The sequence below is a fragment of the Mycobacterium sp. TH-M106 genome (genome assembly GCF_057473765.1).
The window spans coordinates 1-8199 of sequence record NZ_JBYCLE010000503.1; the positions used below are offsets into that span (position 1 = coordinate 1).

10 protein-coding genes are annotated in these 8199 nt (G+C 68.2%); 5 read left to right on the top strand and 5 right to left on the bottom strand.

What is annotated here, in order from left to right; all coding sequences use genetic code 11:
- On the bottom strand, positions 1–1993 hold a 1993-nt coding region (locus tag AC2VOP_RS17690; RefSeq protein WP_486962172.1), incomplete at its 3' end, for an ATP-binding cassette domain-containing protein.
- Between the two features lie 245 nt (positions 1994–2238).
- Between AC2VOP_RS17690 and AC2VOP_RS17695 the strand changes: the two genes are divergently transcribed.
- The 4 genes from AC2VOP_RS17695 (at position 2239) to AC2VOP_RS17710 (ending at position 4091) form a co-directional block, all read left to right on the top strand.
- A complete protein-coding gene (locus AC2VOP_RS17695) occupies positions 2239–2454 on the top strand; it encodes a FitA-like ribbon-helix-helix domain-containing protein (protein WP_486962180.1) in 216 nt (71 codons plus the stop codon).
- Positions 2451–2867 carry a PIN domain-containing protein gene (locus AC2VOP_RS17700; RefSeq protein WP_486962173.1) on the top strand — a complete coding sequence of 139 codons (417 nt, stop codon included), beginning with the start codon at positions 2451–2453 and terminating at the stop codon, positions 2865–2867. The genes AC2VOP_RS17695 and AC2VOP_RS17700 overlap by 4 nt, the downstream gene beginning before the upstream one ends.
- A gap of 97 nt (positions 2868–2964) precedes the next feature.
- Entirely contained in the window at positions 2965–3813 is an 849-nt protein-coding gene (locus tag AC2VOP_RS17705; RefSeq protein ID WP_486962174.1) for a bifunctional methylenetetrahydrofolate dehydrogenase/methenyltetrahydrofolate cyclohydrolase, read from the top strand.
- On the top strand, positions 3813–4091 hold the full coding sequence (locus tag AC2VOP_RS17710) for a DUF3017 domain-containing protein (RefSeq protein ID WP_486962175.1): 279 nt from the start codon (positions 3813–3815) through the stop codon (positions 4089–4091). Before AC2VOP_RS17705 ends, AC2VOP_RS17710 begins: the two co-directional genes overlap by 1 nt.
- Before the next feature lie 39 nt (positions 4092–4130).
- On the opposite strand, the gene AC2VOP_RS17715 is transcribed toward AC2VOP_RS17710, so the two are convergent.
- Entirely contained in the window at positions 4131–4544 is a 414-nt protein-coding gene (locus AC2VOP_RS17715; protein ID WP_486962176.1) for a DUF732 domain-containing protein, read from the bottom strand.
- Between the two features lie 410 nt (positions 4545–4954).
- Between AC2VOP_RS17715 and AC2VOP_RS17720 the strand changes: the two genes are divergently transcribed.
- Entirely contained in the window at positions 4955–5995 is a 1041-nt protein-coding gene (locus tag AC2VOP_RS17720) for an AAA family ATPase (RefSeq protein ID WP_486962181.1), read from the top strand.
- 77 nt (positions 5996–6072) lie between these two features.
- Here AC2VOP_RS17720 and AC2VOP_RS17725 read toward each other — a convergent pair whose 3' ends face one another.
- The 3 genes from AC2VOP_RS17725 to AC2VOP_RS17735 all read right to left on the bottom strand — a co-directional run.
- Entirely contained in the window at positions 6073–6816 is a 744-nt protein-coding gene (locus AC2VOP_RS17725; protein ID WP_486962177.1) for a class I SAM-dependent methyltransferase, read from the bottom strand.
- A gap of 2 nt (positions 6817–6818) precedes the next feature.
- The gene (gene metX / locus AC2VOP_RS17730) at positions 6819–7946 is read right to left on the bottom strand and encodes a homoserine O-acetyltransferase MetX (RefSeq protein ID WP_486962178.1); all 1128 of its coding nucleotides are present in this window, start codon (positions 7944–7946) and stop codon (positions 6819–6821) included.
- Between the two features lie 11 nt (positions 7947–7957).
- The coding region (locus tag AC2VOP_RS17735; protein WP_486962179.1) for a PLP-dependent transferase at positions 7958–8199 on the bottom strand (242 nt) is incomplete at its 5' end.

The following is an 8199-nucleotide window of genomic DNA, read 5'->3' on the forward strand; positions in this document are numbered from 1 at the left end:
TCAGCGCGATGCCCATGAAGACCGCCCCGAAGTTGAGGAAGGTCATGATGTACTGCGGCTGGGTGGGGGAGTTGCCCATGGGGTTGGCGACGCCGAAACCGGGTTTGGAGCCGGGCACGGTCAGCACCACCAGGCCGACGATGAAGGGCAGCGCCGCCAGGAAAATCGTGTACCCGCGATCGGAGAGGACCAGCCGCACCTGGCGTCGCGCGATCGTCGACAACTGCTTGCCGGTGCTGGTGCCGGTCGGCTTGCCGAGGTCGGCGGGCGGGGTTTCGGCGACCGCCACAGCGGCGCGTTGGCGGCCCTCGCGCTCCAGGAAACGGCGGTTGGCCGCGTCGGGGTCGGCACCGACGTTGGCGAAGATGTCGGCCCAATTCCGGGTTCCCAGCGCCGCCTCCACCTGGCCGGGCGGGCCGAAGAACGCCGTTTTTCCGCCGGGTGCCACCAGCAGGATCTGGTCGCAGACGTCGAGGTAGGACACCGAGTGCGTCACCACGATCACCACGCGACCGGCGTCGGCAAGCTGCCGCAGCATCAGCATGACCTGGCGATCCAGCGCCGGGTCCAGACCCGAGGTCGGCTCGTCGAGGATCAGCAGCGACGGCCCGGTCAGCAACTCCAACGCCACCGATGCGCGTTTGCGCTGGCCGCCGGAGAGTTTGTCCACCCGGGTGTCGGCGTGCTCGGTGAGCTCCAGTTCCTTGAGCACCTCGGCGACGGCCTGGTCGCGGTCGGTCTTGCTGGTGTCGGGTGGCAGCCGCAGCTCAGCGGCGTAGCCCAGCGCCTGCTTCACCGTCAGCTGGCGATGCACCACGTCGTCTTGCGGGACCATGCCGATCCGGTTGCGCAGCGACGCGTACTCGGTGTGGATGTTGTGGCCCTCGAAGGTGACCGAACCGGTGGTGGGGTGGGTGTATCCGGCGATCAGCCTGACCAGCGTCGTCTTCCCCGCGCCCGACCCGCCGACGACAGCGGTCAGGGTGCCGGGCCGGGCGTTCAGTGAGATGTCGTTGAGCAGCCGCTTGCCGCCCGCGACGTCGAAGCAGACGCCGTGGACCTCCAGGCCGCCGGTGCGCGTCGCGGCCTCGGTGCGGCGCACCAGGGTGCCGCCGGTGAACGTCAGGTCGACGTTGCCGATGGTGACCACGTCGCCTTCGGTGAGGATGGCCGACCCGATCTGGACCCCGTTGACGAACGTCCCGTTGATGCTGCGGTTGTCGCGGATCTCGGTGCCCCGCGGTGTCGGGACCAGCATCGCGTGATGCCGCGAGGCCAACACGTCGGAGACGACGATGTCGTTGTCGGTGGCGCGGCCGATGGCCAGTGTCCCGGACGGCACCTCGGCGGACCCGGGGCGCAAGATCTGAAGCATCTTCGTCGCGAGGTTCGACTCTTCCGGTGGCCGGATCACCTGAGCCGCCACCGGCGCCCGTCCGGTCGCCGCTGACGGTGGGGGTGCCGTGTTTGCTGCGGGGGTGTAGACGCGCGGCTGCAGCACCGGCTGGGGCGGCTGGGGCGGCTGGGGCGGCCGTGAATAGGGTGGCGGCCCCGGGGGCGCGCCGCCAGGCGCGCGCACCGGTGGTACCGGGGACGGATGATGCGCCAGCGGGGATGACCAGTCGGCGGCGGGCTGGGCGATTCGCATCGACGTCGTTCGCGGCGGCCGGCCGGCCTGCCCCAGGTCTTGTCCCACCTCGAAGCAGAGCAGCGGCCCGTCGGGGTTGCCCAGGTTGACGCGCTGGCCGTCGTGGATCTCGACCACCGGTACCCGCTGGCCGTGGACGAACACCCCGTTCAGCGACCCGTTGTCGATCGCCATCCACCTGCCGCGGTCGAAGCGCAGCAGCAGGTGCGCGCGGGAGACCAACGGGTGCGCGACGCGGACGTCGGCACGCAGATCCCGGCCGACGACAACGTCATGACCTGCGGCGAACGTGCTCTGCGACCCGTCGCAGGAAACGGTCAGCACCGGCGGAACTGGTTGACTCATCGGCCCAACTGTATCGGCTGTGCGACGGTGGATCCCGTCAGCAGCTGTCCGGCGCGCCGGTGACCACGCAGTGGGTGCTCTTCTAGCCCAGCCCTAGCCCAGCCCTGGCCCGCCCTAGCCCAGCCCTAGCCCCAATACGTTCAGTTAAGGCTAACAAGGGTGTAATTTGTGGGGTATGCCTCCGCGCAATGCTGCCGAGAACTGATATCGTTAGCGCGATATCGGAGGTATTCATGGAGCAGATCTTGATCCGCAACCTTCCTGAGGGGACTAAGGCTGCGTTGCGTGTGCGCGCTTCGCGTCACCATCACTCCGTCGAAGCGGAAGCCCGCGCGATCCTGACTGCGGGATTGTCGGGCGAAGACGTCCCCATGTCGGTGCTGATCGCTGCCGACACCGGCCATGACATCGACTTCGAGCCCGAACGTCTCGGCCTGACCGCCCGCACCGCAGAACTGTGACGTACGTGCTGGACACCAACGTGGTGTCCGCCTTACGTGTGCCGGGACGCAACCCCGTCGTACAGGCATGGGCGGACTCTGTGCCCGTCTCCGACCAGTTCGTGACGGCGACAACGCTGGCCGAGATCGAGCGCGGTGTGATTGCCAAGGAACGAACCGATCCGCCCCAGGGTGAGCACCTGCGGCGCTGGTTCGAGGACAAGGTGCTGCGTGTTTTCGCCCGCCGGGTGCTGTCGTTCGATCTGTCCGCGGCTCGAATCCTGGCCGCCTACCGGGTGCCGGAGCACTCTCCCTACGACGACGCGCTGATCGCGGCCGTCGCTCAAGCCGCCGGCAAGATCGTCGTGACCCGCAACACCCGACACTTCGAACCGCTAGGGGTGCCATGCCTGGACCCCTGGAGCGATCGGTAACGGATCGCTTAGTTCGCCCTAGCCCAGCCCTAGCCCAGCCCTAGCCCAGCCCTAGCCCGCCCTAGCCCAGCTCTAGCCTGATGTCAGAATGGCGGGCATGGGTGCGATCACGTTGGACGGCAAGGCCACGCGCGACGAGATCCTCGCCGACCTCAAGCAACGGGTTGCCACGCTGGCCGCCTCGGGGCGGACCCCCGGCCTAGGCACCGTCCTGGTCGGCGACGACCCCGGGTCGCAGAGCTACGTCCGGGGCAAGCACTCCGACTGCGCCAAGGTCGGCATCACCTCGATCCGCCGCGACCTGCCCGCCGACGTCAGCACCGACCGACTCAACGCGACCATCGACGAGCTCAACGCCAACCCGGACTGCACCGGCTACATCGTTCAACTGCCGCTGCCCAAGCACTTGGACGAGAACGCGGCGTTGGAGCGCGTCGACCCGACCAAAGACGCCGACGGGCTGCATCCGAGGAATCTGGGCCGGCTGGTGCTCGGCACCCCGGCACCGTTGCCGTGCACCCCGCGCGGCATCGTGCACCTGCTGCGGCGCTACGGCATCGAGATCGCCGGCGCCCACGTGGTGGTGATCGGCCGCGGTGTCGCCTCCGGGCGCCCGTTGGGCCTGCTGCTCACCCGGCGTTCGGAGAACGCCACGGTGACGTTGTGCCACACCGGAACTCGGGATCTGGCCGCAATGACGCGGCAGGGCGACATTGTCGTCGCCGCGGCCGGGGTGCCGCACCTGCTGACCGCCGACATGGTGCGGCCCGGCGCAGCGGTGGTCGACGTCGGGGTCAGCCGCACCGCCGACGGGCTGGTCGGCGACGTGGCGCCGGACGTCTGGGAGGTCGCCGGTCACGTGTCGCCCAACCCCGGCGGCGTGGGGCCGCTGACCCGGGCGTTCCTGCTGACCAACGTCGTCGAACTCGCCGAGGGCGGGTGCTGATGACGCGCCGGGTGGTCGCCGAACAGTGGCCCACACTGTCGGTGGTGCTGGTCTTCGCGGCGGCTTTCGTGTTGGCGGGCGCGAATTACTGGCGCCGCGGCTCGTTGTTGATCGGCATCGGAGTGGGGGTCGCGGCGATGCTGCGGCTGGTGCTGTCCGACGGGCGGGCCGGGTTGCTGGTGGTGCGCAGCAAAGGGATCGACTTCGTCACCCTGGCCACGATGTCGGCGATGATGCTCTACGCCGCCTCGACCATCGACCCGCTGGGGACCAGGTAGAGTCCGCGGTTCAACCGCCCGGCCGGGCGCCGGAGCCGGTCACAGACCGGCCAGGCCGGAAAGGTCCGGAACCCCTGGGACACCGGGGATTTGGGGCAGGCTGGACACGTTGCCGCTGGTGATCGAATCCACCACCTGCGGGCAGTACGTCGACAACGCGATGCTGGTGAACATCCCCGCCATCCCCGGCGAAATGCCGCCGATGCCGGGGACGCTGGACACCACGGAGGATAGTGGCTGGCTGCCGTCTTCCAGCGTCGAGCAGAGGGATTGGCCCAGGGAGACCGCGCTTCCCGGATCGCCGTAGTTGATCCCCGCGCTGCTGAGGGAGCTGAGGAAGTTGTTGTCGGCCAAGTCGGCCTGCGCGAGCGGGGCCAAGGCCGCGGTGGCTGCGGCCAGTGTGGTGGCTAGCACGGCGGCGGCTGCCGCCGGTGTGCGGAGTGGTGCGTGCATGGTTTGAGTCCCCCTTCGGAACCGTGTCTTCAGCGCTCGGAGTGGCACTGTGGTGAGCAACGCTACAAACGATGGTCGACCACGGTCACGTCGACGACACGGCGTGGTGAAAATTCGGGCACGGTGCTGCTCTGAAGGCAGTTATCTTGGAGGGCGCCCGGTTTCGAGCACACCGGGCGGCGAAGGTGCCCGCAGGGTCACGCCCGCGTCGATGACTTGGTGAAACGACTTATACTGTTTTATACATCTCGTCTGTATAAGGTGGTATAAATTCTCCATGCAGCCAAGCCCTTACACTCCTGGCCAGGTTGCCACGACGATCCCTGGCCGAGAGGCCCAAATCGAGGCGATGCGAGAACGGCTGGGCTAGGCCGGGCTAGGTCGGCCAATTCCATCGGCTAGCAGGCCGCATCCGAGTCGACGTCGGGCCCCGGGGCGTAGGCAAGACCAGCCTCCTGCGAACAATGCAGATGGACGCCAGGGCAGCAGGCTTCGAGTGCGTGTGGGTCACGGCGGGCGATGGGCCGTTCTTACCCGCACTGACCGACGGGTTCGAGCAACTAGCTACCAGCTGGAAGGGCCGAGCCGGTGAAACGGTGTTGGCTGCGTTGAAGACGCTCAGGGTCTCGATAGGTGGAATCTCCGTTGGCACCGGCGTTGAGAATGGACCTGGCTCGACGCGTCGCACGAGCGCTGGCCGCGCGCTCCAGGATGTCATCGTTCCCGTAGGCAGGCAGGTGGCCAAGCATCACCCGGGGCTGGTGCTCTTCGTCGATGAAATCCAGTCAGCCGACCCCGACGGCCTGCGAGCGTTGGGGTATGCCTGGCAGCACATGCAGTCAGAGGCAGCCGATCTCCCCGCCGTGGTGTTCGCCGCAGGGCTGAGCCACTCACAAGATGTCATCACCAGCGCCGTCAGCTTCGGTGAGCGGTTTCACTACAACCACCTCGGCGGCCTAGATGACGCCGCCGCACGATCCGCTCTCGTGGTGCCCGCCCGCAGCATCGGCGTTCGGTGGGATAGCAGCGCACTTGACGCGGCACTTGGGAAGGCGCAAGGCTACCCGTACTTCATCCAACTTATCGGCGAGCACATGTGGCAGGCGGCCGGCTACCCCGACCCGGACGCTGTGCTGACGGCGGAGAACTTCCAACGGGCCGCCCAGTTGTTCGACTCCTCCCGACACGATTTTTTCCGGGCTCGCTGGGTGAAGGCGTCTGCCCGTGAAGCCGAGTTGCTCACCGCCATAGCGTCTCTCGGCAATGGACCGCAACGGAGAATGGACGTAGCTCGTGTACTGGGTGTCTCCACGAGGGCGATCAGCATGGCCCGAAGTTCGTTGATGGACAAGGGATTAATCGAGGCCACCAGACACGGCTACCTGAGCTTCACCGCACCCGGCTTCGCGCAGTTTGTCCGCGAACAAACTGGCGTGGGCCCTGCAGGCTGACCACGACAGCCCTCCAGGAGCGCTGTAAAAGCGGCCTGCCGCAATGTTCCGCTCGCTTCGCCGGTGCTCCTCTGGACTCATCGCGATGGGCTGATCGCCCGCACACATGCTGTGACGTAGGGCAGCGCCAAGCCGTCGGCGTGGGCCAGCGCCGGATGGGTGGCCAGCAATTCGCGGACTCGGTCCAAGGTTTTGGTGCGCACCTCGGCCGGCGAGGTGATGCAGTAGCTGCGCGAGGCCACCAGGTCGATAAGTGCTTGGCGAGTCAGGTAACTCGTCCACTCCACGCGATGGTCCTCGATGCCGGCGAACGGATCGGGAAGGGTCACGCCCGCGTCGATGACGTCGCGGGCGTCCTCGCGGCCGATGATGCGGCCCAGTTCCTTGACCCAGCCCAGCCGTTCGTCGCGGGTGTTCCACACCAGCCCCAGCCACCCGCCCGGCCGCAGCACCCGAAGCACCTCGGGAACCGCTCGCGCCGGGTCGAACCAGTGCCAGGCCTGCGCCACCAGGACGGCGTCGACGCTGTTGTCCGGCAACGGAATCTGTTCGGCTGTGCCCAGCAGAGCCGGAGTGGCCGGCAGCGCGGCGCGCAGCACCTCCAGCATCTCGGGTATGGGGTCGACGGCCACCACATGCAGCCCGCGTTCGACCAGCCGGGCAGTCAGCTTGCCGGTGCCCGCACCCAGGTCGAGCACGTCGCGGGCGACGTCCGGCAGCAGCCAGTCGATCGCTTCCGGCGGGTACGACGGCCGGCCGCGCTCGTAAGCGGCCGCCTGCGAGCCGAACGACAGCGAGCGGTCCTGGCGGGAACGCGTCACCGCTAGCGTTCCGATTCGCTCAAATCGAGGGTCTGACCGAGCAATTCGCCGATCGCGCCGGTCTCCAGCAGGAAGCCGTCGTGGCCGTAGCCCGAGTCGACCACTTGCAGCCCGTCGCAGCCGGGCAGCAGATCGGCCAGCTCCGCCTGCAGGCGAAGCGGATACAGCCGGTCGGAGGTGATGCCGGCCACCACCGCCGGGACCGGGCAGCCGCGCAACGCCGCGGCGACCCCGCCGCGGCCGCGGCCGACGTCGTGGCTGTTCAACGACTCGGTCAGGGTCACGTAACTGCCCGCGTCGAACCGGGACACCAGCTTGTCGCCTTGGTACTCCAGGTAGCTTTGCACCGCGTAGCGGCCACCGGCGGCCGGATCCTCGCCGTCCTGGGCGGTGTTGGTGAACCGGTTGTCCAGTTCGGGTTCGCCGCGGTAGGTCAGGTGCGCGACGCGGCGGGCGATCGCTAGGCCGGTATCGGGTGCGCGGCCGGTGCCGTGGTAGTCGCCGCCCTGCCAGTTCGGGTCGGCCTTGATGGCGGCGATCTGGGTGGTCTGGGTGCCGATTTGGTAGGCGGTCGCACGCGCGTTGGCTGCGAGCAGCAGGCCCGAGCGGACTCGGTCGGGATGGCCGATCATCCACTCCAGCGCCCGTGCGCCGCCCATCGACCCGCCCACCACGGCCGCGACTTCGCGAATGCCCAGCGCGGCCAACGCGGCGATATCGGCTTCAACCTGGTCGCGAATCGATATCGCTGGAAACCGTGCACCCCAGGGCTTTCCGTCCCAGGCCAGGGAGCTCGGCCCGGTCGACCCGCGACAGCCGCCCAGCACGTTGGTGGCGACCGCGCACCAGCGGTCGGTGTCGATCGGCGCGCCGGGCCCGGCCATCCCGTCCCACCAGCCCGGGGTGGGATGACCCGGTCCGGCGGGCCCGGTGACGTGGGAGTCGCCAGTCAGGGCGTGCAGCACCATCACCACGTTGTCGCGGGTGGGCGAGAGGTTGCCCCAGCGCTGCACGGCGATGCAGACGCCGTCGAGCACCTCGCCGCTTTCCAGGGTCAGCGAACCGACATCGACGATGCCGACCTCACCTTCGGCGGGCAGCGTCTGTGTCGACACGTCGAAGATCGTCATCTCAGACCTCCTCAACGGGCCGCCAGGGCCGGCGACTCGCGGCGGTCGGTCACCGCGGCGAAGCCCAGTTCCAGGTCGGCCAGGATATCTTCAATGCCCTCGATACCCACCGATAACCGCACCAGCCCAGGGGTGACACCGGTGGCCAGCAGTTCCTCTTCGGCGAGCTGGCTGTGGGTCGTCGAAGCCGGATGGATCACCAGCGATCGCACGTCACCGATGTTGGCGACGTGGCTGTGCAGCCGCAGCGCGT